We start from the raw sequence: 24,506 nt of genomic DNA, 5'->3' as shown, positions 1-24,506 counted from the left end.
ACATGAAAAAAATTGCTGTAAACATACTAATAATATCCTTATTTGCTTTAACAAATGTAGTTTGCGCACAGCGCATCATACCACCTTCGGACGAGTTAAAAATTGAAGGCATGGTTAAAACAGTGCTTAAATTTTCGTTAAAAGATTTGGAACAATTCCCTACCCAGCCAATAAAAGACTTAGAAATAGTAAACCATAATGGCGAGTTTAAAGGAGTAGCCAAGCAATTAAGGGGGTTTCCGCTAAAAAATCTATTGGATAAAATTGAGTTTGCCGTGGAAAAGCCAAAGGAACTTAATGAATACTATCTTTGTTTGGTAGCAACAGACGGCTACAAAGTTGTATTTTCGTGGAACGAAATATTTAATACCGAAATTGGCGACCAAATTTTTATAATTACCGAAAAAGAAGGCAAAAAACTTGCTGAAACTGACGAAAGAATACTGGCGGTATCGGCATCAGATTTAAAAATAGGAAGGCGCTACATTAAAGGGCTATCTACAATAAAAGTTAATAAAACCGACTAACTAAAATTATTTATAACACTACATCCGGATTCATTTCAGCAGTATAAAACTGAAATCATCCAAATTTACATCCTTATCTCTGAACCGTATTTATTTTGAAAGATAACACAAACTCAACCCCAACAGCCGATAACCGCATCGAAACAGCGGTATTGGTGGGCTTAATACACCAGCAACAAACCGAAACACAACTACACGAGTACTTAGACGAATTAGCATTTTTAACCGAAACCGCCGGGGCCGTAGTTAAAAAACGGTTTACCCAAAAAATGTTGCGCCCCGATACCCGAACTTTTGTTGGCAAAGGCAAACTGGCCGAAATTGCCGACTATGTAAACGCCGCTCAAATTGATTTAGTAATTTTTGACGACGACCTTAGCCCTAAACAACAGGCTATTTTAGAAAAAGAACTGAAAGTAAAGGTAATGGACCGCAGTTTTTTAATTCTCGATATTTTTGCCCGGCGCGCCCAAACTGCCCAAGCCAAAACGCAAGTCGAGTTGGCACAAATGCAATATTTACTGCCTCGTTTAAAAGGCCTTTGGACCCACTTGGAGCGCCAGCGAGGAGGCGTAGGTATGCGCGGCCCCGGCGAGCAAGAAATTGAAACTGACCGCCGTATTGTGAAAGAAAAAATTGCCATGTTAAAGCGTCGCCTCATTGATATTGACAAGCAAAATATAACCATGCGCAAACAACGCGGCGAGTTAATTCGGGTATCGTTGGTAGGTTATACCAATGTGGGCAAATCTACACTAATGACCCTGCTTAGCAAATCGGAGGTTTTTGTTGAAAACAAACTGTTTGCCACCTTAGACACTACCGTCCGGAAAGTAGTATTGCAACAAACGCCTTTTTTATTGTCCGATACGGTTGGGTTTATACGCAAACTGCCGCACGCCCTTATCGAAAGTTTTAAATCGACCTTAGATGAAGTGCGCGAAGCCGATATTTTAATTCATGTGGTCGATATTGCACACCCACAGTTTGAAGAACACATAACCGTTGTAAACCAAACGCTGCGCGAGGTTACCAAAAACGAAGAAAAACCCACCCTAATTGTGTTTAATAAAATTGATTTGTACCGCGACACGTATTTAGATGAATTTTTAAAAGACCACGAGCGCACCGAAATAATGAACGACTTGTGGCAAATGTTGCAAAGCCGGTATCCGGATGGGCATTGCGCCCTAATATCGGCCACTGCGCGCGAAGGTATTGACGACCTGCGCGAAAAATTAGTGCAAATAATTCAACAACAATACGCCATTCGGTATCCGTACAAAACAACAATGTATTAATTGCAAGCGCAAGTACTGATAAAACCAATATAACTGGCTTGATTTAGTGCATTTTCATGGAGTTTTTACAAAAATAAGGCAGTATTCCGGCATAAGTTTAAACAAAACGCATTAACTTGCCGCCTTTATTAGAATGACTGTCTTGTTTTAATTTCATTGAACCTACTCCTTAAATCTTTCCACTTATATTACCATGAGCAACTACCTTTTCCGGAAAAAATCATTAGAAAACATCCAACGAGATGTAGCGCAAGGGTCTGAAAACCCCGATGAACACTTTGAAGGGCTTTCGAGGTCGTTAGGTGTGCGCGACCTTACTTTTATGGGTATTGCCGCTATTATTGGCGCGGGCAGTTTTAGCTCTATGGGCTCGGCTTGTGCCAGCGGTGGGCCGGGTGTGGTGCTGCTTTTTATTATTTGTGGCATTGCCTGCGGTTTTACTGCTTTATGTTATGCCGAGTTTGCCTCGCGGGTGCCCGTATCGGGTAGCGCCTATACGTATGCGTATGCCTCGTTTGGCGAACTGTTTGCCTGGATTATTGGCTGGGCGCTGCTAATGGAGTACGCCATTGGCAATATTTATGTGGCATTTGCTTGGAGTGGTTATTTTACAAACCTGCTCGACTCGGTGGGGCTACACCTGCCCGAATGGCTTACGTGTAATTACAAGTCGGCAAGTTTGGCGGCAGCATCCGGAAATGCCCCCGGCGAAGCACTTACCGCTTGGCAAACCGCCCCCATGCTGGGCAGTTTGCGCATCATTTTCGACCTTCCGGCGCTTTGTATTAACCTATTAGTTACCGCTTTAGTCTATATTGGCGTTAAAGAATCGCGCAATGTTGGCAACGCTATGGTAATATTAAAACTGGCTATTTTGGTAATTGTTATTTTGGTAGGCGCGTTTTATATTGATATTGACAACTGGACACCCTTTTTGCCTAACGGCTTTGGAGGGGTAATGGCGGGCGTTTCGTCGGTATTTTTTGCCTATATTGGCTTCGATGCCGTCTCGACCCTTGCCGATGAAAGCAAAAATCCGGAGCGCGATTTGCCGCGCGGCATTTTAAACTCGTTAGTAATTTGCACTATTGTTTACGTAGTTCTTGCTTTGGTTATAACGGGCATGGTGGTTTACACCTCGTTAGGCGTTACCGACCCCTTAGCCGAGGTGTTTGCCCTTAAAGGTGTTAAATGGATGGTTTATTTGGTTTCGGTAGGTGCGGTTATTGCCATTACAACGGTGCTGTTAGTTTTTCAGTTGGGGCAGCCGCGCATTTGGTTAAGCATGAGCAGAGATGGATTACTGCCTAAACCATTTCAAAAAATACATCCTAAATACAAAACGCCCTCGTTTGCAACCATTATTACCGGATTAGTGGTGGGCGTGCCCATTTTATTTACAGACGAGCAGTTTGTACTTGATTTTACAAGTATTGCCACTATTTTTGCTTTTATTTTAGTGTGTGGCGGGGTTTTGTTATTGCCCAAACGCGATGCCCTAAAAGCCAAACAAGAAGGAGGTTTTGCCCTACCTTATATTAACGGCAAATGGTTGGTAACGGTAATTCTATGCAGTATTTTGACTATTTTATTAATTTTTAGCAGCACAAGGCAATACTTAATTAGTTTGTTTGATACAACACAGTTGGCAACCAATTTGCCCATGCTTGTTTTTATGCTGTTTAGTGTAATTATTGCCGTTTTAAGCTATCGCAAAAACTACTCGCTTATACCTGTTTTGGGCGTTATAACCTGCTCGTACCTTTTAACCGGCATGACGCTTATTAATTGGCTTTGGTTTTTAGCATGGTTAGCCTTGGGTTTGGTGATATATTTTGCCTATAGCCGGCACCACAGCAAGCTAAATACAAAAGGCTAAACAATTTAACCATACAACGGCAAAAAATGCAAAATAAGCCCCCATACTCCCCAGCACAAATTTTGGGGAATATAGAGACTTTGCAGGAGGCAATGCCATGATTGTTATTATAGCACATAACACCTCAGCTAAAGAAAAGTGTAGTGTAGCACAGCAATAAAAAATAAAGGAAAGAGCAATCTTCTTTCCTTTTCAAAACCTTTAAAAATGTGTGTGGGTGGTGTATTGAGAGCAAGGGTTGGTTAGCCTTGTTTTTACCCGTTTGGTTGAATATGGCAGAGGAGTTGCCTTTTAGAGTATTTTAATCCGGATTATATATTCTCTTTTCCGGATAAATAAAACGATACAATGCCGTACTTTCAAATTGCGGTATTTTATGCCTCATCGCCTTTTTTTCAGATGGTATTTATCGTTATTTAAAAACTGATTTGGAAATAAAATACCGCATAACATTTGTAACTAAACTAATAAGTTAAGTGAGTGATTGAGAAAACTGCATTGGAAACTCATTTGTAAGTACGCTAAAGCACTTGTTTTGTTAGGCGGTTTTTTAAAAAAAATTAAAAAATTGCAAACAAAATTGTAAATAAATGCCCGAGAACAAAAAGCTAAAGTTGTTCCGGATAAAATTAAACGACAAAGCAAAGCGAAATGGATACGATAACAAACAACGAACCGCAGCAGCCTTACCTCAACAAATTTAGGACAACTGCCAACTATCTTATTTTTCAAAAAAACCAAAACTTGTCGGTTCAAAAACGTTTTGCCTGTTAATTTTAGTTTTCTAAAAAACATCACTTGCAAAAATTACACAAACAATGTATATTTGCCTTAAATTAACCCCCTTTTTTAAGGAGAAATGGCAATTTTTCAATTGACTTAGGAAATATTTTTTAAACCACTCGCATAACTATTGCCGATATTGCCAGAAAAACAATCTACTCTAAAACCGCTACTCAAACGCAAATTGTCAATCTTTCAATTAAAGAGCCTGCCTGAGTTTATTTTGTAACCATTCTTTCAGGCGATAAAAATTGGTGATAAAACTTATAAAAGAACAAACCCCTTGCCTACAACGTGCAGATGACAGTAGCCGGTAAATCGGTAACAGTTAGGTGCCGCTTAAGCAGCGAAATGCTTTTAATGCACTCTACATTCATCCGGAAAATTTAAACTTTAATAAAACTACATGAATAAAAAACAAAATGTGCTAATTACCGGCAGTTCAGGAACGGTGGGTCTTGAAGTTTTAAAACAACTTTACAACAAAAGCGAAAACTTTAACCTTACCGTTTTTGATATTAAAATCCCAAAAACAGAAAAAATATACTCGAAATACAAGGATAAAATTGAGGTGGTTTACGGCGATATTTCTAATTTTGAAGATGTTAAAAAAATTAGTACCGACAAAGATTTTGTAATTCATCTGGCGGCATTAATTCCACCTGCCGCTGACGAACATCCTGAACTGGCCTACAAAATAAATACACAGGGAACAGAAAATTTAGTTCGAAATCTTGAAGTGTTTTCGCCAAACTGTTTTTTCCTGTATAGCTCCTCTATATCTGTTTACGGCGACAGGGTAAAAACTCCGGATATAACCGTAAACGACAAGCTTCAGGCAAGCGAAGGCGATGAATATGCTATATCAAAGATAGAAGCAGAAAAAATTATTATTAATTCAAAACTGAACTGGTCAATTTTTAGGCTTGCCGCCATCATGGGCAATCATAAAATATCTAAACTTATGTTTCACATGCCGTTGGATACGAGTTTAGAAATTGCAACACCCCACGACACTGCATTGGCTTTTGTAAATGCAATTGAAAAGGCCGATTTGATTTCAAAAAAGATATTTAATTTAGGCGGCGGCGAAAATTACAGAATCAGTTATGCCGATTTTTTAAATCGTTCCTTTGAAATTTCCGGATTAGGAAAAGCCGATTTCCCAAAGTTTGCCTTTGCCAGCAAAAACTTTCATTGTGGCTATTATCAAGACGGTGAAATTTTAGAAAAAATACTACATTTCAGAAACGGAACCATCGATGATTATTTTAATAATATGGCCAAACAAACAAACAAATTAATATACTTTTTAACAAGCATTTTCAGGCGCAGTATTAAAAATAATTTGCTTAAAAAATCGGAGCCTTACTTAGCCTATAAAAATAAGGATACCAAATTAATGAACCGCTTTTTTAACAACTAATTTGAAACAATTATTTAGCTATTTTTTTTCCGGATAAAATTAGTGCCTTTGCAATAATATCAATTTTCAGAGAAATTAGTCGTAATTTTGTTGGTAGTTAGCATTTATTTCTGAAGGCTCTTTTAGTGTTTACCTTAAATTGCTTCAATATCCGGGGAATAATAGCTGGCAATTTTTATTGTGATCATAAAAAAAAATATTCTAAAATCCTCCATATTATTTATTACATATAAAATAATTTAAAATGAAAAAAACGCTATTGGCCTTAATTTTAGTTGCCATTTCCTATATGGGCATGGCGCAAACCGCAACTGATTTTACTGTTGATGATTGCAGTGGCAACTCGCATAACCTTTTTACCGAATTAGATGCGGGCAAAGTAGTAGTGCTTTGTTGGGTAATGCCCTGCCCGCCTTGTGTAGGCCCCTCATTTACTACTTACAATGTAGTGCAAAGCTATGCACAGAACTACCCTAATACTGTTTACATGTATTTGTGCGATGATTATGCCAACACTGCTTGCGCCTCTATCAACAGTTGGGCAAATACAAACGGGCTTACAAACACCATTCGGTTTTCAAACAAGGATATCAACATGAAAGATTACGGCACAACCGGCATGCCTAAAATTGTTGTTGTGGGCGGGGCAAATCATACTGTTTTTTACAATGCCAACAACAGCGTAGATGCAACCGACTTGCAAAAGGCAATTAATACCGCGCTCACTGCCACAAATATAAATGACGTAAATAGCAACGCAAGTACGCTAAGCGTTTTCCCTAACCCCTCGGGTAATTTTGCCGAAGTAAAATTTAGCCTCACTAAAACTTCTGATATTGCGCTCGAACTTTTTAATATCGAGGGAAAATTTATCCAAACAATTTATTCCGGAAAATTAGATGCCGGAGAAAACAAAATTAAAATTAACCTCGATGCAGTTTCATCCGGAATGTACCTGGTTAAATTTTCTGATGGCACTGCAAACCAGTTCATCAATTTTGTAAAGGCAAATTAAATAAACACCTATTTTAATTGTAAAACCCAAAATAGCAGGTAAGCGCAAGTAGCTGCCTGTTTTTTTTTAATATTCAAACTCATTTATATGAAAAAGTATTTCCTACTCAAAACAATTCTATTTGTTGCTGCTTTAAATTTTATTTTTACCTACAACGGCTTTGCACAGTGCTGCGCAGGCAGTAGTGGCTGTTCAATTTCGGGGGGGGCATCTACAGGCGTTTTGCAGGAAGGGCAGTTTGAGCTAAGCACAAATTTACAGTTCATTAATGCAAATAAATTTTACCAAAACGATAAATTAGCCCCCGACTCAGTAAGAACCTTTGACAGTTATAACAGCAGTTATCAGTATTTTAAAATTGGTTACGGTATCACAAAAAACTTCACCCTATCGGTAGAGAATGGGTATTATTTTAAGAAAGAAGAAGTTGGCTTGAATGAAAACCCTGCTACCACCTATAAATCAAACGGTATTGGCGACCTCATACTTTTTCCGCGTTACGATGTTTTGAACAAAGCACACGGCAATATTCACAACGAAATTACCATCGGAACAGGCTTCAAAATTCCATTAGGCAGCTACAATGATTCTATTGGAAGTGTCGAGCCGTTTTCGGGCAAAACATTTTATGTGGTCAAACCAACTGCCGTTCAGTTATCATCGGGCGCGCACGATATTATTTTCTACACTTTTCTTTATCGCGGCTGGGTGAGGCAAAATTTCAAACTTTTTGCCAACGCATTTTACATAAAAAAGGGATATAATGCAAACGGAGAAAAATTGGGCGATTACGCAAGCGTTGCGCTTTTTGCCGGAAAATCTTTTTTTAACCATCTTGGGGTTATATTACAGGCGCGTTACGAACATGTTAGTCGAATGAAAATTAACAATAATATTTTGCTGTTCGGCAAACCGTCAAATTATTTTCCCGAAGCCACCGGCTACAAAAAAGTTTATATCACGCCCCAAGTCAGCTACACACAGGGAAAATTCACGCTCTTTGCCACCTCCGATTTTCCCGTTTATCAATACCTAAATACCTCCGATTTTTATACCCAAGTCGGTTCGCAGCACCAAACCACGCTTGGGCTAACATTCCGTTTCTACGCAAATAAAGATTTAAAGAAAGGTGTCGGCGCGGCAACAATGTAATCATTGCCCAATTAACACCTGCCTCCTTAATTCCGGATAAATTTTTTGCTCCTTTCGCCTCAAAACCATCGTTTTAGCTTAAAGATTTATTGGCTCGAGGCAAAGTACATCCTCGTTTTCCGGATAAAAATTAGCCTCCGGGGTTAAATTGTTCCATAACTTTCTCTTAAAGAAATAGAAATTTGTAAATCATTGCCTTTAGAAGCAATCAACTCGTGGCAACAAAAAGCAGGTTTAAAAATACAAAAGCCCATTGGTTTAATGGCACTGCCCGGATGGAAATTGGCAATAGCAACAAAATAAATCCACAACAAATAAGGACAATTTTAAAGCCTTAGTTTGCAATATTTGCCGTAATTTTGCTCTGCGCAATAAGTTACAGGTTGTTCTGTCGCGGGGGGGCTGTTGCCCCAACGAGGAAAGTCTGGACAACGCAGAGCACCGCACCACCTAACGGGTGGGGGCAGGGCAGCAATGCCTTAGCTACAGCAAGTGCCACAGAAAATAACCGCCTTAGCGGCCTTAAAAACCGCTTTGGTAAGGGTGAAAACACAGCTTAAATAACTGTGCAACAGCAGGGTAATTTGTTGTTGGGGTAAACCTTGCGGGTTGAAAGACCAAATACACCGGCTTTAGCTTGCATTTTGCAGGCTATAAGTGCTGCTCGTACAAGGCCGGGGGGTAGGTCGTTAGAGGTATAGCGCGAGTTATACCGTAGATAGATGGCAGAAGCCCATTTGCGCAATGGCGTACAGAATCCGGCTTATAGGCCTGTAACTTTTTTCGTTCCTTCCTTCATCCGGATTTTATATTCTTTTTCCGGAAAAAAACAAACCCGACCCATGTTGTTAAATGGCTGTAAATAAGCAAGCAATTTGTCTTTTAACTGCAATAATTAACTGCTTTTACAACAAAACAGGTCTAAAACTGGGCAAACTTATCCACACGCTAAAATTTTTTTGTAAAAAATATAAAACCACCTTATCTTTACACCCAAGTTTAAGTACACTATTGCTGTTTCTCTAAACAAGTAATTTTATATTGTTTATTTGATTAGTTAGGTGATTATTTTAGGTTGGTTCTACTTATTTTAGAAAGTATCCTCAGCCCTGTGTTTTATTAATTATCCAACATGCCATTTTATTATTACTATTCTGCCAAAACGCTGGTAGCTTGTTGTTTCTGTTTTTAACAAAAACAGCTATACATTTATTTTACAAAATAGTTGTCGGCAATCTTATTTCCATGTTTATGCTAAAAATAAAAGTTTTGACTTGTACTTTTAGCATGTAGCAAACCTTAGTCTTTCTTACTAATTTCCATTCTTTTTTATTTCCCTATCGCTTTGTAGTTTTTACTTTTATAACATGTTGTTTTGACTAAATTACAACCTTGTTTATTTGTTTGATTGTTTGTTATGCACTATTTTTTATCCGGAGTTAAGTTTAGCAAGTTTTATGCTCCTTTTTAAAAAAATTACGTTGCAACCGAAACTTAATTCAACCCTAAAAAACCAAATATTTTAGCAAGTAAAATCAAGTCAAATATTTTTATATTTTAATTTCAGCAAACAACTTGTTGTCATTTTTGACTATAAATATTATTGAATCCACCCCCTTAATTCCCCGCTCTGCCTCTCAACGACTTTAATGCTTTAATTAATTGATTTGATTGATTAAGTAATTAAATATATTGCGTCCACAAGAGCAAACCACCAAAAATTAAATTATGCAATACGACATTTTGCAACTAAATGAAATGCTAGTAAACGAGCTGCGCGATGTAGCTGAAAACTTAAATGTTTCAAACTACCGCAAGTTAAACAAACAGGCTCTGATTTTTAAAATATTAGATCATCAAACGGCAACTGGCACAATAATTAACCAAAATACTGCTATACTTTCGCCACCACCACCTTCGACAACCGACACACAGCCCGAAACTTCGCTCCAAACAGGGAAAACAAAACGAATTATAAAAAAACCGGCTAATTTATTAAACAATAGCAATATAGACAATATTATAAACGCCGCTGACACCCCCTTGCCCCCTACAAACCCAATCGCCAAAGATGCCCCACCCAAGGACGAAACTACTAACTACGTTAACAACAGCAACAACGATGGCATTAAGGAACAAAAAGATAAAGGTAAAAAACTGCGCGAACGTATAATTAAAAAGCCAAATCAAGATGCCGGCGAAGCATCAAAAACGGCTAATACTTTAAAAGAAGCAATTGAAGAGTTAGAGACTGAGGCAAAAATGGCACCTCAAAATTTTGAACGCCATAAACCAAAAACGCTTCATAAAAAAAACAACACCAATAGCGATAGTAATAACGAAGAGGCGAAACAAAATAATATTCAAAAAAGCAGCAATAACAACCAAACTCAAGGCATATTAAACCAGCCAACCAACCAAAACAAACCCAATAATAACAACAATAACAATACAGAGCGCCGCGAAGCCGACCGCGACCGCGATAAAGACAGAGACCGCGATAAAGACAGAGACCGCGATAAAGACAGAGACCGCGATAGAGATAGAGATAGAGATAGAGATAGAGACCGACACCGCGAAAGGAACCGCCCAAACAATAACAACACTAATAACAATAATATTGCCGTTACACCCGTCGAAGACGAATTTAACCTTGAGGCCGATGCGATTATTCAAGGCGAAGGTGTATTGGAATTAATGGCAGATGGTTTTGGATTTTTGCGCTCGGCAGACTACAATTACCTAAACTCGCCGGATGATATTTATGTAGCCCCTTCGCAAATTAAAGCCTTCGGGCTAAAACCCGGCGACAGCATAACCGGCCTGATACGCGCACCCAAAGAGGGCGAAAAATATTTTGCTTTTATACAGCCACTTACTATTGGTGGCCGACCCGCCGACCAAATGCGCGACCGCGTACCCTTTGATTACCTTACTCCACTTTTTCCGGATGAAAAATTAAGCCTATTTACCGACCATAACAATTACAGCACGCGCATAATTGACCTATTTACGCCTATTGGCAAAGGTCAGCGCGGACTTATAGTTGCGCCTCCAAAAGCTGGTAAAACCTGGTTGCTAAAAGATATTGCCAACGCCATTGCTCGCAACCACCCCGAAGTTTACCTCATTATTTTATTGATTGACGAACGCCCCGAAGAGGTTACCGATATGCAACGAAGCGTAAAGGCCGAAGTTATTGCATCTACCTTTGATGAGCCTGCCGATCAACACGTAAAAGTATCGGGCTTGGTACTACAAAAGGCAAAACGTTTAGTCGAGGCTGGCCACGACGTTGTAATTTTGCTCGACTCAATAACCCGCCTTGCGCGCGCTCACAACACCGTTGCACCCGCTTCGGGCAAAGTACTGTCGGGTGGTGTTGAGGCCAATGCACTGCATAAACCCAAAAAGTTTTTTGGTGCAGCCCGCAATATCGAAAATGGAGGCTCGCTAACCATTTTGGCCACCGCACTTATTGAAACCGGCTCGCGGATGGACGAGGTAATTTTTGAAGAATTTAAAGGAACCGGCAATATGGAATTAGTGCTCGACCGCCGCTTGGCAAACAAACGCATTTATCCGGCTGTTGATGTAGTAGCCTCCTCAACCCGCCGAGACGACCTGCTGCTTGACCGCGAAACCCTACAACGCATGTTTATATTGCGCAACCACCTGGCCGATATGACCGACGAAGAAGCCATGAATTTTTTACTTGACCACATGCGCGGAACCCGCTCGAACGAAGAGTTTTTAATTTCGATGAACGGATAGGCAAATACGGGATTAACCCTTACAACTTCTTGTTTTGCCGATTTTTAGGCTCATTTGTAAAAAACTTTAGAACTAAATACTACTTCACTTCCGGATAGTTAGGATTAGCTTCTTAACAGCGTTGTTATGTATTAGTATTAGTATTAGTTTATATCGTCGCCGCGCAGTTTCCGGAAGCGTTTACGCGCTTCTACAATAAACAAACTGCCTGCAAAATCGGTAATGATACTTTGATATAGTGCCCGCGCTTTATCTTTGTCGTTAAGGTTAAGTTCGTACAACTCGGCTAAGGCAAAAACGGCATTATCGGCCAAAATTTCGGTTTTATATTTTTCGGCTACGGTTTCAAAATAAGTCGCTGCCGTTTTAAAATCTTGTTTTTTTAGTGCTATTTGACCTCGTTTAAATAAAATATCATCGTCAAGAACGTGGTTAGGAAAGGCCGCATTAATAGAATCGAGGGTTTTTGTTGCAGCAAGGGTTTGGTTTTGAAGCAGCAATAAATCGGCACGGGCAAACATTTCCATCGGAACAGTGGTGGTGTCTAAGCCGTAATTGTCGGTTATAAATACCGATAAGTCAATGGCATCGTTGCTAATTAACTCTGATGTTGAAGCTTTTAACACATCTAATTGCGACTGCGCCCATTCAAAATCGCCAATATAATAGCTTAGTTTGGCATTTCTAAAACGCGCTTCTTCGCCCAGCACATCGTCTTTTAGGGCTTTATCAACTTGCGAGTATAGCAAAGTAGCCTCCCAAACTTCGTTTTTCATTAAAAAATAGTCGCCAAGGTCAAGTTTTACGCGGGCTTTGGCACTTTGGTTAAGGTTAGGCATTTCAACTACACTTTCGAGCAGGGCAATGGCCGAGGGCAAATCGTTTTGGTAAAACGCTTTAAGCTGTGCCAGTTCGCGAAGGGTGGTAATGGTATTGCCATTTTTGCCCGTTTCATCTAAATAGGCGGTATATTGTGCAACCAAGGTATCAATATCCTGTTGGGTATAGGTGTTTGTTTCTTTAATTTTGCGCATCCGGGCATTTAACAAAGCACTGCGCGCAATGCTATACATGGTATTATTGGCACCTTTTGCCACCACTACTTCGTAAGCCTCAATGGCGGCATCGTATTCGCGTTCAATTAGTGCTAAGCGGGCAAGGTCTAACAGGCGAGTGCCATTTTCGTTTAGCCGTTTATCTAAGGCTTTTACCTGTATTAATGCCGATTCAAAATCTTTCTGTTGAATAAATACCCACGATAATAAATCCGGATAATCAATATTTTCGGGGTCTTTTTGAATATGTGCATACAGTTGTTTTTGCAATTCATCGGCAGTTTCGGGTTTATCTAACAACTCTTGAAAAACATTTTTAACCTGTTGTAAATTATTTTCCGAAACAGCAGCAAACTCTAAATAAGTGGCTATCATTTTTTCGTCGTCGCCCTTTTTTTGGTATAAACCCGCTAATTGGTAGCCATAGTTAGCCCCTCTTTGGGGGTCAATTTGATTAATTTTTTGGTGGGCTTCAATGGCAAAATCGTATTCGGCATTATCGGTATAAGTACGCGCCAACAAGTTTAACATGTTTACATCTTTTGTTTCGAGGGCTTTTTTAAATTGCTCGTTGGCTTTAGCCGTTTCGCCCTGTGCTTTGTACAGCAAGCCTAAATCTATAAGCAATAACACATCGTTTTTGCGGTTTTTAAGTTGGCTGCGCACTAAGGCTTCGGCTTTGGCGTACTCTTTTAAGGCCAATAATGTTTTAAAATAGTTGCTATAAATTAAATTTGTTTTGCCATCAGCTTCTAATTTTTCAAACAAAATAACCGCTTTCTCATACTCGCCGTTGGTATAGTACTGGTGCGCCAAACGCTGCTCTTCGGTTTGCTGTGCTGTGGCAAAATTGGTAGCAAGGGCAAACAGAACACATCCGGAGAAAAAAAGCAACAAAAACTGCTTCATATATATCATTATAATTAAATAAAATGCAAATGTCTTTTAAATTTTAAAAAACAAGGTGTTTGTTAAAATGGCAGACCACAAATAACCTACAAAATTACGCTTAACTGCCGTTGTTTAGTATGCAGGTGTACTGCTAAAACTATGCCAAGCAATAGTCAATAGCCTTCAAACGTCCGCCCACTAACAAAAAGCGGCAAATGTTAGTTTTTGTGAAAACGAAAAAATACTTGAAATTAGTAGGAAGATAGGGCAATAAAAACACACTTTGTAATATAAATCCGGATGTTTACCTTTGCCAAATATTATCCGGAAAAAATTAAACTTAACAATAAAGCTTAGCAGTCACTTTTCTCAATTTTTATGGACTTAACCCTTAATTGGCCAGATATTGCCAAACTTTTAATTGCCGTTTTTGTAGGCGCAGTCATTGGCTCAGAGCGCGAATACCATAACAAATCTGCCGGATTTAGAACAATTATTTTAATTTGTTTTGCTGCTTGTTTGTTCACCATTTTATCTTTAAAAATTGGCAGTTCCTCGCCCGACCGTATTGCCGCCAATATTGTTACCGGCATAGGCTTTTTGGGCGCAGGTGCTATTTTTAAAGAAGAAAACCGAATATCGGGCCTTACTACGGCAGCTATTATTTGGGCGTCGGCAGCCTTGGGCATGTGTATTGGTGCAAATTATATTAGTTTGGCCTTAATAGGCTTTTTAGTTGTAGTTGCTGTGTTGTTTATACTTAACAAGCTCGAACAGGTGATTGACCTTGAAAATGAAACCCACCGTTATACCATTGCCACCCGCGCCGGCTCAGATTTATTGTTCGAGTACAAAGCTTTATTTGAAAAAAACTCGTTAATTGTAATAAAATGGGAGGTAGCCAAAAAGGGCGGTTTATTAATTGGCAAAGCACAGGTTAGTGGCCGCCACGCCCACCACGATGTTTTTATACGAGCAGCCCTTGATGATGCCCGTATTGAGGAGTTTGTATTTTAAAACAAAATTTATCCTAACCTATTCTGAAATAAGCCCTATCTTGCAAATAAATTATTACCGTTTACCAACTGTTAGTCAGCAGCTATAAATACCTACCTAATGCGCTCATTTTTACTTGCTTTTATTATTGTTGCGTTTGCAAATTGCCCATTTTTAAATTTAAATTTAGCGGCACAACCAACAAATAGCCATAACAATGCCAAAATCCAAATTAACCCCTATAAACTGGCGGTACAGTTTGCCTTAGGCACATCGCTTGCACAACAAAAGCAAATATTATGCGAGGTAAACGGGCTTTTACCAGTACAAAACCACACCTATTTGCAACATACCGGCATTGTGGTTGTAAAATTAAACCCGCAACTAACGCAGGCACAAACATTACAAACTGCCGAAACGCTTATTCAAAACGAAAAAATTATTGGCGTAAACGAAATACTGCGCGATGCCAGCTCAGGAGGCGAAGTCGGCCTACTCAATCAGGTTTTTTTCCGGATATTAACTACAAATGCCAATGCCAAACCTAATTTAACATCCATACAGCAACATCCCGATGTTTTAGCTATTGTACCCCATCAATATTTGCCCAATGTTTACACCGCAAAACTGCGCAAACACGCTTTTAATGCCCAAACAGTAGCTGCTTATATAAGTCGCCAGCCCAATATAACCTGGGCTGAACCTAATTACCTGCTTACCCTCGATGTACACAAGGTAAACGACCCGCTTTACAAATACCAATGGGCACACAAAAACGACGGCTCGGCCTTGCAATACAACGGCACCCCCGATGCCGATATGGACATTGAAGATGCTTGGTTTTACACTATGGGAGATCCCAATATTAAAGTAGCCGTTTTAGACTCGGGGGTAGATACTAACCATATTGATTTGGTTGGCAATCTACTGCCCGGATACGATGCTACCGGCGGCGGCACCAAAGGCTACCCCAGTATCGAAAAAGAATCGGATGCGCATGGCACGGCCTGCGCAGGTATTATTGCTGCCAAAGCCGACAACAACGAAGGCGTAGCCGGCATAGCCCCTAACTGCAAAATTATTCCTATCCGGATATTTTTTTACGTTGATACCATTGAAATTCCCGGATTTGGCAAACTGCCCTACTCTACCAGCGAATATATGGCCGATGCCTTTGGCTGGGCAAGCCTAACCGCCCAGGCCGATGTATTAAGTAACTCGTGGGGATTACCCCCATTTTTAAAAAATTTATTGCCCGGAAACGGCGGCCCCCAATTAGTTGAAGAGTCCATAGCACAAGCCATAACAGCAGGCCGTAACGGCTTGGGTTTGCCCACTTTTTTTTCGAGTGGCAATGTGGGCGATTTACCACAATGGCCCATGGATATAGTAACCGAGGCTATTGCCGTAAACTCTTCGAGCATGTGCGACGAGCGCAAGCACCCGCAGTCGTGCGATGGCGAGGATTGGTGGGAAGGTAATTGGGGTGCCGGTTTGGATATTAGCGCGCCAGGTGTTAAAATTGCCACTTGCGACCCCTCTGGCAGCTATGGCTACGAAAGCGGCAACTACACCTACACCTTTAACGGCACCTCATCGGCTTGCCCTAATGCAGCAGGTGTAATGGCACTCATTTTATCTGTTAACCCAAGTTTGTCGTTTAAACAAGCGTATGGCCTGCTTTGCACCCACGCCGACAAAGTGGGCGGCTACGCCTACGACTCAACAGCTACTTACGGTACATGGAGCAAAGAATTGGGCTATGGCCGCATCAATGCGCTAAATGCAGTAGCCTACGCCTCAATAACAAAAGGAGTTGATAATGATATTGCTATAAAAAACAACTTATCTAACTTGGTAATTATGCCATCGGTGAGTGGCGTAGGGCAAAATATCCGGATAGTATTACCTGATGAAAACCTGCAAATCAACAATCTAAATTTATGTGTTTATAATGTATTAGGTCAAATTGTGCACCATCAGCGCTTGTCATCGCCAAACAACAACAACAACAACAACAATGCAACCTCAAAAACCGCAATAAACATAGCAGCGCCGTCGCTTAGCGGCCTTTATTTTGTAGTATTGCTGTCTGAGGTAGGCACACCTATTTCGAGTGGCAAAATAATGGTTCAGTAAAAAAGAAATGGCCGCCTTGCTATGATTTTGTTTTCCTTAAACTATCCGGATAAAAAAACATTAATTTGTAAGTAAACCAAACATGTTTCCCTCAAAATTACCACAAGTAGGCACTACTATTTTTACCGTTATGTCAAAAATGGCTGCCGAATATAATGCTATTAATTTATCGCAAGGGTTTCCTGATTTTGACTGCGACCCCGAGCTAACCGCCCTTACTTACCAATACATGCGGCAAGGGTTTAACCAGTATGCGCCCATGCCCGGCTTGCCTTTGCTTAGAGAACGCATAGCCCAAAAATTTAACGCGCTTTACGGCTCTGCTCTCGACCCCGACAACGAAATTACTATTACTGCCGGCGGCACACAAGCTATTTATACCGCAATTACCGCCGCCGTACACCCCGCCGACGAGGTTATTATTTTTGAACCCGCCTACGATTGTTATGCGCCAACCATAACCTTACAAGGTGCCACACCCATTGCAATACCATTATTAGCACCTTTTTTTAAGATACCTTGGGATGAAGTGCGGGCAAAAATTACCCATAAAACCCGGATGATTATTATCAACAATCCGCACAACCCCACCGGCAGCATACTAAACCAAACCGATGTAAACGAATTAGCCAATTTGGTGCGCAACACCAATATTATTATTTTAGCCGACGAGGTATATGAGCACTTAACTTTTGACGACCAAAAACACCAAACCCTATTAGCACACCCCGAACTTAAAGAGCGTACTTACGCCATTTACTCGTTTGGAAAACTTTTACATGCCACCGGCTGGAAAATTGGGTACTGTGTAGCTGCGCCAGCACTAACTACCGAGTTCAGACGGGTACATCAATTTTTAGTTTTTTCGGTAAATACGCCCTTACAATATGCCATAGCCCATTATTTAGCCAATGCTGCCAGTTACCAAAATGTACAGCCATTTTACGAGCAAAAGCGCAATTTATTTTGGCAGTTAATGCAAAATACTAAATTTACAGGCATACCCACACAAGGCAGTTATTTTCAATTATTAAACTACCAAGCCATAACGCAGCAGCCCGATACAGATTTTGCCATTGCCCTAACACAAAAAACAGGCGTAGCAGCTATTCCGGTTTCGGCATTTTACAGTAGCGAAGCATCGAAAAAGCAAACCTATCTGCGATTTTGTTTTGCCAAAAAAGACGAAACGCTTCAAAAAGCTGCCGACTTACTCCGCAAATTGTAATTTAAGGCAAACTACTTAATAGCTGTGCTATTTCAATGCCAAACCCACAAGCAAAATTACCTTTTGGGCAGGCATTATAGCCACGAATACCACAAGGACGGCAAGATAAAGGCTGCTCCACCTCAACAACACGCGCCTTGTTGCTTAAAGGCCCAAATCCAAAATGTGGCGATGTGGAGCAATAAACTGCCGTAACGGGCGCATTAACTGCCGATGCTAAGTGCATAGGCGCCGAGTCGTTTACAAAATTCATGGTGGCGTGCTGCATTAAAGCCGCCGACTGCAAAAAGCTAAACTTACCGGCCAAAACCTGTACTTTCTCGCGCTTGGCCGCTGCTACAATTTGTTCGCAAAGGGCAATATCGGCATTAGCACCCAATAAATAAACCGCATAATTTTTAGGCATTACCTGCAATAAACTTATCCATTTTGAGGTGGGCAGCTGTTTGGTAAACCATACCGAGGCAGGGGCTATACAAACATAGGGCTGTGCTTGGGTATAGGGCAAAACTGCCTGATAATCGGCAGTCGAAGGGTAAAGGCGCGGCAAAAAGCGAGGGGCGGCAGCACCATTATTGTCGTGGTTACTGTTTACAGGTGGCAACACGCAGGCAAGCACTTGGGCATAACGGTCAATTTCGTGCAGTTGAGGTTGGTTGTTATTATGAGGTGGTTTGAGGTCAATTTTATGGGGGTAAACATTAGTAAACCACCCCGAAAGCGGATTTTTATTATAACCAGCTTTGATTTTTGCCCCCGATAAAGCAGTTATTAAACCCGTACCCGCGTAGCGTTGAAAATTGATAACAGCGTGATATCGTTTTTTCCGGATTTTTAAAATTAGTCGCCCTAAATTCCGGATTTTTTGCTGTTTTTTTTGCCAAACCACTACCTCGCGCAAAAATGGGTGGCCGGCAAACAAAGTTTCGTTCCCTTGCCTCACTAAAATATCAATACAAGCATTAGGGTAGTAATAATGCAATGTTTCAAGGGCTGAGGTTGCCAAAATAGCATCGCCAATAAATGCCGTTTGAATAATTAAGAACTGCAAACTGTTGCCGGATGATATTGTCATTGTAGTTAAGGTAGGCGGCTTTATTTATTGTGTTTTATTAAGTGGCAGGCTTCTTGTATTTTATCCGGATAATCGGTGATGAGGCTATTTACGCCCATTTGCCTTAAATGTTTTGCCGTTCGGGGATTGTTTACCGTCCATGCAAAGCATAAAATAGCGCGTTTTTGCAAGTTTTGCACCATGGTTTTTACAATAAAAGGGTAATAAATGGCTACCGAGTAGGGTTTAAATGGCAATTGAGTTAAGGTTTTCCATAGTTTTTGCGGATAAGTAAACAACAAGCCCAAGCGCTGGTGAGGGTTTATTTTGTTGAGGGCAATTAAAACGCTAAAATCAAAGGATTGCACTAAGCAGCGTGGGGCAGCCTCGCTTTGGGCAATTATTTGTGCCACTAAGCGGGCAAACTCGGTGGGCGGTGGGTGGTATTTGCCCTCGGTAGCCGGGCTCGATTTTATTTCGATATTGTAGTGCGGCAAAGGGCGGTTGTTTTGTAAGCACCAAGCATCGCAGGTTGCCAATACTTGCCTAAGTAACGGTTTGCGCGCGGGGTAGGGCTTTTGATGGCTAAAATCGAGGTGGCCGCGTTGCCCCACATCGAATTGAGAAATTTGCTGGTACGTCATTTTGTACAAGTTGAGGCGCTTTGATTCGCGAGGAGTTACGCGGCGCCCATCCGGATGCGAGCTAAAATGGTACGCCATCCACGCCTCGTGCGATACTACCACCTCCTTGTCGGCACTAATTACCACATCTAATTCGAGCCAGTTTACGCCTGCTTGTAACGCATAGATAAAGCCGGGCAGGGTGTTTTCGGGCAGTAAACCGCGTGCGCCTCTGTGCCCTTGTATAAAAAAGGGCTGCGTAGCGGCGGTTGCCGTAGCACGTGTTAAATATTTATTTTCAAACCAGCGCAGCGGCAAAAATTTGGCGAACCAACTTAATAAGTGCATTCTTTATTTTTGAAAATGAAAAAGTATTTTAAGACTGAATTTTAAATAAAGGTATTAGTTTGCAGCCGCATTTACCATTGTTTGGGCAGTAGTAAACCAACTATATTTAGCCAAATTGGCTTGGCCGGATAAAATTAGCTGCTGGCGTAATTGCTCGTTGTTAGCTAATTGTAGCATTGCCTGCGCTATTTCGGCAGTCGAAAGTGGATTTACCAACAAAGCACTGTTGTTGCCGGCGGTTGTTGCGCAAGCGGTTGTGTTTGCTGTTATTACAGGGCAGTTGGCAGCCTGGGCTTCTAAAATTGGCAAACCAAAACCTTCGTATAAAGATGGGTACAAATAGGCATGGGCTAAATGGTAAAAGCCTGGAAGCTCAGTTTCGGGTATATGGCCTAACAAATGAACGCGGTGTTTAAGCTGTTCTATTAAATCCATTACGGGTTTTATGTCCCAACCAATAAGGCCGGTAATATATAAGTGGTGCGGGATTTGGTGCATAATGCTTTGAAATGCTTGTAAAAGGCGCAGTAAATTTTTGCGTGGACTTATTGAGCCTGCATAAAACCAAAATGGGTGGTGTATTTGATACTTTTGTTGTATAATTTGAAGTGTTTCCGGATTTGGTTTTATCCGGAAAATTGGCTCAACACCTTCGTTAATCACTACAATTTTATCAGGATTTAGGCCAAAACGGTGCACAATATCTTGCTTTGTAAATTCAGATACTGCTAAAACGGTATTAGCTTTTTTGCACGAAATTGGCATAAAAGTACGCATAAAAAGGGTGTCTAAAAATGGATAGGCGTTAATTTTTGGCTCGAAATAGCCCAAGTCATGCATTACGTTTAGTTTTTTATGCGGCAGCCCAAAATGGTTTAAAGGAATTACATTGCTTGGGTAAATTGCCGCCTGAGGTTGTATTTTTTTTAGCAACTGATAGCTATGCCAATAATCGAATTGTAATTTATGTATATACTTGTTGGCCAAAACATGGTTGGCATTGCTGGGTGCGTTGTAATTTTGTCCATCGCCAATAATGGTTAATTGCACGGTTGGTATTTGGGCTATTTGGGCTAACACATTGGTTATAAACCGCGAAACGCCCCCTAAAATAAGCCCTCGAACTACAAATGCCAAGTGCATAACACTTAGTTAGTTGGTTTAACAATATTAATTTGCGTTTATTTTTACCCTTGCAAGGTACGGGTAAAATGGCAAACTTAGTATTTGGCTTTTATTTATTTGACCAGTTTGCAAGTGCTTTTGCCTGATGTTTGAAGTTTTGAGCTAATCAAAGGCAATATCCGGATAAAAAGCAGCGCCAGAGGCGATTTTAGAAAATTTAAAGCATTCCAAATTATTTGCTTTTAAATTATCGGTATATTTGCCTGTGCATTTCCTAAAATCAAACTAAGAACTTAAGTTATAATTTTATCTGTGAACAATTATAGTACAATTAATATTAAATTTATATTTATTGCCATTTTATTGGGGTTAGCTCTTTTTGCGGTTATTGTTTTTTTTATGCCAATAGAAGCCGGCATTGCACCTCAAACAACCCATTTATTTACCTATTTGGTGCCCGCTTTTACTGCTTTTAGTGTTATGGCCGCTTGGGTAGTGCCTGCACAGCGCATCCGCAAAATAGACCGCAACGCACCGCTTGAAGACAAATTGGCTAATTGGAGGACGGCCTTCATTTTTAGGTTAGCATTGTTAGAGTCGCCGGGCTTTTTAAATATTATCGCTTATTTGCTCACTAAAAACACCTTGTTTTTGTATTTTTTTGCTGTTGTGTTTGTGCTAATGTCCTTACAATTTCCTACGGTGGGTAAAATTGCCAGCGAACTTAACCTCAATTACAACGAGCAACAAAAATTAGAGTAAAACAAACCTGCGGCAGGCATTAATATTTTAGATTTTATAGGTCAAATCTGAGGTGTATTTATTACCACGTCCAGGTGCTTGGCCCTAAGTATTTCCAGTAGTCGTTGTTTTCTAATCGAAAAACAAATAACAGTGTAGTATCGGTGGTTTTGTTGTTTAAGGTAGCCGATACTTTTCCAACATTTCCAATCGTTTCAAACCCCGATAATTTATAGCTATTTATTTCGGTTAGGTCTAAGGCAAGCAAACTTTGCAAGCCATACTCGGTGCTGTATTTGCTAGCTTCGTTGATATTATTGGCTTTTAAACAGGCAAAAAAATAGCGTACCTGCCCTTTAAACCCTTTAGGTTTTATATTTGAATTAGATACTGCGTTTGCCATTGCGGCGGTATCGTTTTCATCTGTTCCGGAAAAAAGCAACGAGTCTTCAGCAGCACTATCGGTCAAAGAGTCGGTATTATTTTTTATATCGCCATATCCCTGCCCAAACGGGTTATTATAAATACCGCAAGCTTGCCAGTACAGCAGCCAGCAGCCAAAAAAAGCTAACAGCCCCCAAAATATGGGTATAAATGGCTTTTTACTGCGGCATTGCGACGACATATTGCTTGGTTTCTGTTTCAATTGTAATTTTGGGCAATAAGTGGTGGGTTTCAAAATATTTATATCCGGCACTTAGATTTTGCCAAAAAGCCAATAGTTCGGGTTGGTTTTGATAAATATTTTGTAAGATATTAGTTTTAAAACTGCTCATCCGGCACGGAAAAATATGTACCGGAATGCGGTTTCCCTGGGCATGTACTTGGGCAGCTAACCAATAAATGGCTTCTATTTTTTTGTCGGTCATAGCCATGCAACCTAATGAGGCACAGCTGCCATGAATCATAATATCGCCACCTGCCGAGGGTGCTGTTTTTTGGAGCTTATCTAAGTTGTTGGGGTAATTAATACCTAACGACAAATGATATTTACTAAAGGCATTAAACTGGTTTATGTAATAAAACCCTTCGGGGGTAATACTGTCGCCTTTTTTGCGTTTTGGGCCTAATGGCTCACTTAATTTACATATAGGATAATTTTGTAGCAGCGCATAAGGCTGCGCGGTGTTACCATCCGTCTCATTATTTACCCATAGTTCAAGGCGTTTTTCGGCTTTTAGCACCCGTATAAATAAATTTTTAGGGGGGTAAACTAAGCCTTTTTGGGCAAAAATGTTTTGCCAATAGGCATCGGTGTTGGTTTGTGCTGCCTGTACCCTACTGTACGCAAGTTGCTGCGATAAAAAATTATTGCCCGTGGCCTGACTTACCAAAAACAAAAATGGCAACACGAACAGCCAATTCGGCCCGTTTTTAAATAGGTAGCAGTATAATTTATTTGCCATGATATTGCCTTGCTGAAAGCGTTGCTGCAAAATTAGGGCATTTTATTTTAATGCTCCGGATAAGTTGTTTGATTATATTTTTATTGCCTCCGGAAGTGTGCGAACAAAATTAATTTGCCTGCCTTTGTTGGTTTCATAAATAAAATCGTTTAAACTTTTGCTTTCATATTTTGTAAAATTGCCAACAATAGCTAAGGGCATTTTATACTGGGTAAATTTTTGAAGTAGCTCGCCGGCAATTTTGGTTTTTAAGTCAAAAAAGGCAGGGGTTATATTCTGCTTATAGATGATAATTTTGTCGAAACCTTGGTAATATAAATTTCCAAGCAGTTGTAATCCATCTTCAACAGATTTTATAATTATTTCTTCCGAAATAAGTTCGGCAATTTTTAGGTTGTTTAGGTGGTGGGTTTCAACTTTCATTTAACTCGTTGCACTTCTGTACTACGTTAAATATGTTATAGCAATCGGTTATTTAAGCATATTGTCTAATGATTTAACTAATTCGGCCATGTTTTGGGCTGCATACGGCGATTGAATGTATTGGTTGTCGTCGTCTAAGGCTACAAAGAAAAGGGCATTGGGCGATTTGGGCTGGTTTGAAAAATTACCCTCCAATAAAAAGAGCATTTTACTTAACCGCGCAGTATTGGGCGTTGTTTCGAGCGCAGGAGAGAAGAAAATTTCAAATCCGGATGCTGTATTTTTCAACGATTTCATTTCTTCTTCCTCTAAATGAACACGCATGGGTTCGGCAGTTTCTAACAATTTAAGGGCAATCGAAATAAGATTTTCTGCCTGTTTTTGGTCAAAAACCACACCTTTAGCATTTCCGTTCTGATAGCGAATTGCGCGAATTATCGTTTTTTCAGATTTGTTTTCCATTAATTGAGGGTTTTTCGATATGGTTTTGGGCGAAGGCTTTGAATTAATGCAAAAACTACACATGCTAATTATTATCAGGCTTAAAACAAGGCGAGTTATCATGGTTTGAAGGTTTTAAAAATTAAAATAAAATTTGTAAAAATCCATAGGATGGCATT

General features: G+C 40.2%; 19 protein-coding genes and 1 other RNA gene. 12 read left to right on the top strand and 8 right to left on the bottom strand.

Annotated elements, in window-relative coordinates:
* The first annotated feature begins 2 nt into the window (after window positions 1-2).
* From IPI59_02905 to rho, 8 genes are all read left to right on the top strand, one after another.
* The gene (locus tag IPI59_02905; GenBank protein MBK7526512.1) at window positions 3-527 is read left to right on the top strand and encodes a molybdopterin-binding protein; all 525 of its coding nucleotides are present in this window, start codon (window positions 3-5) and stop codon (window positions 525-527) included.
* Between the two features lie 95 nt (window positions 528-622).
* The gene (hflX, locus tag IPI59_02900; GenBank protein ID MBK7526511.1) at window positions 623-1,828 is read left to right on the top strand and encodes a GTPase HflX; all 1,206 of its coding nucleotides are present in this window, start codon (window positions 623-625) and stop codon (window positions 1,826-1,828) included.
* Between the two features lie 193 nt (window positions 1,829-2,021).
* Window positions 2,022-3,707 (top strand): amino acid permease, encoded by a 1,686-nt coding sequence (locus IPI59_02895; protein MBK7526510.1) that lies wholly within the window; start codon window positions 2,022-2,024, stop codon window positions 3,705-3,707.
* A 1,189-nt stretch (window positions 3,708-4,896) separates the two neighbouring features.
* The gene (locus tag IPI59_02890; protein ID MBK7526509.1) at window positions 4,897-5,916 is read left to right on the top strand and encodes an NAD(P)-dependent oxidoreductase; all 1,020 of its coding nucleotides are present in this window, start codon (window positions 4,897-4,899) and stop codon (window positions 5,914-5,916) included.
* A 244-nt stretch (window positions 5,917-6,160) separates the two neighbouring features.
* Window positions 6,161-6,931 (top strand): T9SS type A sorting domain-containing protein, encoded by a 771-nt coding sequence (locus tag IPI59_02885; protein ID MBK7526508.1) that lies wholly within the window; start codon window positions 6,161-6,163, stop codon window positions 6,929-6,931.
* An 87-nt stretch (window positions 6,932-7,018) separates the two neighbouring features.
* Window positions 7,019-8,083 carry a hypothetical protein gene (locus IPI59_02880; GenBank protein ID MBK7526507.1) on the top strand — a complete coding sequence of 355 codons (1,065 nt, stop codon included), beginning with the start codon at window positions 7,019-7,021 and terminating at the stop codon, window positions 8,081-8,083.
* 375 nt (window positions 8,084-8,458) lie between these two features.
* An RNA gene (gene rnpB, locus IPI59_02875) (RNase P RNA component class A) lies at window positions 8,459-8,865 on the top strand.
* A 946-nt stretch (window positions 8,866-9,811) separates the two neighbouring features.
* Window positions 9,812-11,857, top strand: coding sequence for a transcription termination factor Rho (gene rho / locus IPI59_02870; protein MBK7526506.1), 2,046 nt, complete (start codon window positions 9,812-9,814; stop codon window positions 11,855-11,857).
* 143 nt (window positions 11,858-12,000) lie between these two features.
* Here rho and IPI59_02865 read toward each other — a convergent pair whose 3' ends face one another.
* Complete coding sequence (locus IPI59_02865) at window positions 12,001-13,821, bottom strand: tetratricopeptide repeat protein (protein MBK7526505.1); 1,821 nt, start codon at window positions 13,819-13,821, stop codon at window positions 12,001-12,003.
* Window positions 13,822-14,181: 360 nt separating this feature from the next.
* Between IPI59_02865 and IPI59_02860 the strand changes: the two genes are divergently transcribed.
* The 3 genes from IPI59_02860 (at window position 14,182) to IPI59_02850 (ending at window position 18,166) form a co-directional block, all read left to right on the top strand.
* Window positions 14,182-14,820, top strand: a complete 639-nt coding sequence (locus IPI59_02860; protein MBK7526504.1) for an MgtC/SapB family protein — start codon at window positions 14,182-14,184, stop codon at window positions 14,818-14,820.
* 99 nt (window positions 14,821-14,919) lie between these two features.
* Window positions 14,920-16,938, top strand: coding sequence for a S8 family serine peptidase (locus tag IPI59_02855; protein MBK7526503.1), 2,019 nt, complete (start codon window positions 14,920-14,922; stop codon window positions 16,936-16,938).
* 82 nt (window positions 16,939-17,020) lie between these two features.
* Complete coding sequence (locus IPI59_02850) at window positions 17,021-18,166, top strand: methionine aminotransferase (protein MBK7526502.1); 1,146 nt, start codon at window positions 17,021-17,023, stop codon at window positions 18,164-18,166.
* A gap of 1 nt (window position 18,167) precedes the next feature.
* Here IPI59_02850 and IPI59_02845 read toward each other — a convergent pair whose 3' ends face one another.
* The 3 genes from IPI59_02845 to IPI59_02835 are packed head-to-tail and all read right to left on the bottom strand — an operon-like array spanning window position 18,168 to window position 21,334.
* Entirely contained in the window at window positions 18,168-19,241 is a 1,074-nt protein-coding gene (locus tag IPI59_02845) for a glycosyltransferase family 9 protein (protein MBK7526501.1), read from the bottom strand.
* Window positions 19,242-19,261: 20 nt separating this feature from the next.
* Window positions 19,262-20,191, bottom strand: coding sequence for a glycerophosphodiester phosphodiesterase (locus tag IPI59_02840; protein ID MBK7526500.1), 930 nt, complete (start codon window positions 20,189-20,191; stop codon window positions 19,262-19,264).
* Between the two features lie 54 nt (window positions 20,192-20,245).
* Window positions 20,246-21,334: a glycosyltransferase family 4 protein gene (locus tag IPI59_02835; GenBank protein MBK7526499.1), complete on the bottom strand. Its 1,089-nt coding sequence runs from the start codon at window positions 21,332-21,334 to the stop codon at window positions 20,246-20,248.
* A 381-nt stretch (window positions 21,335-21,715) separates the two neighbouring features.
* On the opposite strand from IPI59_02835, the gene IPI59_02830 reads away from it, so the two are divergent.
* Window positions 21,716-22,078, top strand: a complete 363-nt coding sequence (locus IPI59_02830; GenBank protein ID MBK7526498.1) for a hypothetical protein — start codon at window positions 21,716-21,718, stop codon at window positions 22,076-22,078.
* A gap of 61 nt (window positions 22,079-22,139) precedes the next feature.
* Here the strand turns inward: IPI59_02830 and IPI59_02825 are convergent, their stop codons facing one another.
* The 4 genes from IPI59_02825 to IPI59_02810 all read right to left on the bottom strand — a co-directional run bounded on the left by IPI59_02825 (window position 22,140) and on the right by IPI59_02810 (window position 24,450).
* Window positions 22,140-22,682 carry a hypothetical protein gene (locus IPI59_02825; GenBank protein ID MBK7526497.1) on the bottom strand — a complete coding sequence of 181 codons (543 nt, stop codon included), beginning with the start codon at window positions 22,680-22,682 and terminating at the stop codon, window positions 22,140-22,142.
* The gene (locus IPI59_02820) at window positions 22,660-23,409 is read right to left on the bottom strand and encodes a L,D-transpeptidase family protein (GenBank protein ID MBK7526496.1); all 750 of its coding nucleotides are present in this window, start codon (window positions 23,407-23,409) and stop codon (window positions 22,660-22,662) included. The genes IPI59_02825 and IPI59_02820 overlap by 23 nt, the downstream gene beginning before the upstream one ends.
* 126 nt (window positions 23,410-23,535) lie before the next feature.
* Window positions 23,536-23,886, bottom strand: coding sequence for a DUF4180 domain-containing protein (locus tag IPI59_02815; protein MBK7526495.1), 351 nt, complete (start codon window positions 23,884-23,886; stop codon window positions 23,536-23,538).
* A gap of 48 nt (window positions 23,887-23,934) precedes the next feature.
* Window positions 23,935-24,450 (bottom strand): hypothetical protein, encoded by a 516-nt coding sequence (locus tag IPI59_02810; protein MBK7526494.1) that lies wholly within the window; start codon window positions 24,448-24,450, stop codon window positions 23,935-23,937.
* Between the last annotated feature and the right edge of the window lie 56 nt (window positions 24,451-24,506).

The sequence above is a fragment of the Sphingobacteriales bacterium genome (assembly GCA_016706405.1).
Taxonomy (GTDB): Bacteria; Bacteroidota; Bacteroidia; order Chitinophagales; family UBA2359; genus BJ6.
Note: the sequence above shows the minus strand (reverse complement) of the source record. Positions and strands in the feature narration are given on the sequence as shown.

Excerpts from the sequence above, each read along its gene's own strand:
- IPI59_02865 (MBK7526505.1), bottom strand. The coding sequence starts at position 13,821 with ATGAAGCAGTTTTTGTTGCTTTTTTTCTCCGGATGTGTTCTGTTTGCC.
- IPI59_02825 (MBK7526497.1), bottom strand. The coding sequence starts at position 22,682 with ATGTCGTCGCAATGCCGCAGTAAAAAGCCATTTATACCCATATTTTGG.
- IPI59_02835 (MBK7526499.1), bottom strand. The coding sequence starts at position 21,334 with ATGCACTTGGCATTTGTAGTTCGAGGGCTTATTTTAGGGGGCGTTTCG.
- IPI59_02885 (MBK7526508.1), top strand. The coding sequence starts at position 6,161 with ATGAAAAAAACGCTATTGGCCTTAATTTTAGTTGCCATTTCCTATATG.
- IPI59_02840 (MBK7526500.1), bottom strand. The coding sequence starts at position 20,191 with ATGCACTTATTAAGTTGGTTCGCCAAATTTTTGCCGCTGCGCTGGTTT.
- IPI59_02850 (MBK7526502.1), top strand. The coding sequence starts at position 17,021 with ATGTTTCCCTCAAAATTACCACAAGTAGGCACTACTATTTTTACCGTT.
- IPI59_02830 (MBK7526498.1), top strand. The coding sequence starts at position 21,716 with ATGCCAATAGAAGCCGGCATTGCACCTCAAACAACCCATTTATTTACC.
- rho (MBK7526506.1), top strand. The coding sequence starts at position 9,812 with ATGCAATACGACATTTTGCAACTAAATGAAATGCTAGTAAACGAGCTG.
- IPI59_02905 (MBK7526512.1), top strand. The coding sequence starts at position 3 with ATGAAAAAAATTGCTGTAAACATACTAATAATATCCTTATTTGCTTTA.
- IPI59_02855 (MBK7526503.1), top strand. The coding sequence starts at position 14,920 with ATGCGCTCATTTTTACTTGCTTTTATTATTGTTGCGTTTGCAAATTGC.
- IPI59_02815 (MBK7526495.1), bottom strand. The coding sequence starts at position 23,886 with ATGAAAGTTGAAACCCACCACCTAAACAACCTAAAAATTGCCGAACTT.
- IPI59_02895 (MBK7526510.1), top strand. The coding sequence starts at position 2,022 with ATGAGCAACTACCTTTTCCGGAAAAAATCATTAGAAAACATCCAACGA.
- IPI59_02860 (MBK7526504.1), top strand. The coding sequence starts at position 14,182 with ATGGACTTAACCCTTAATTGGCCAGATATTGCCAAACTTTTAATTGCC.
- IPI59_02810 (MBK7526494.1), bottom strand. The coding sequence starts at position 24,450 with ATGATAACTCGCCTTGTTTTAAGCCTGATAATAATTAGCATGTGTAGT.
- IPI59_02890 (MBK7526509.1), top strand. The coding sequence starts at position 4,897 with ATGAATAAAAAACAAAATGTGCTAATTACCGGCAGTTCAGGAACGGTG.
- IPI59_02845 (MBK7526501.1), bottom strand. The coding sequence starts at position 19,241 with ATGACAATATCATCCGGCAACAGTTTGCAGTTCTTAATTATTCAAACG.
- IPI59_02880 (MBK7526507.1), top strand. The coding sequence starts at position 7,019 with ATGAAAAAGTATTTCCTACTCAAAACAATTCTATTTGTTGCTGCTTTA.